Genomic DNA, 230 nt, shown 5'->3' with positions numbered 1-230 from the left:
CCATTCCAAGTGGCATGGTGGAGCGCGTTGAAATTATAAGTGGTGGTGCGTCGGCCACTTATGGTGCCGATGCGGTAGCCGGTGTAGTGAATATTATTACCCAGTCAAAAAAAGAAGGCTTTGAATTTCAAGCCCGTGGCGGTGAAACAACAGATGGTGGCGGTCGTGAGTTTACGCTTGATTTAAACTACGGAACGTCATTTGCTGATGACCGCGGTTATGTATTTGTC

General features: G+C 47.8%; 1 protein-coding gene. It reads left to right on the top strand.

Translation table 11 applies throughout. From position 1 onward, the window contains the following. Positions 1–230: TonB-dependent receptor plug domain-containing protein (locus AAEY62_RS25165; RefSeq protein WP_350637234.1), on the top strand; the 230-nt coding region annotated here is incomplete at both ends.

It is taken from the genome of Pseudoalteromonas sp. GW168-MNA-CIBAN-0100, assembly GCF_040309225.1.
GTDB lineage: Bacteria > Pseudomonadota > Gammaproteobacteria > Enterobacterales > Alteromonadaceae > Pseudoalteromonas > Pseudoalteromonas arctica.
This window is presented reverse-complemented; position numbering and strand designations above follow the sequence as displayed.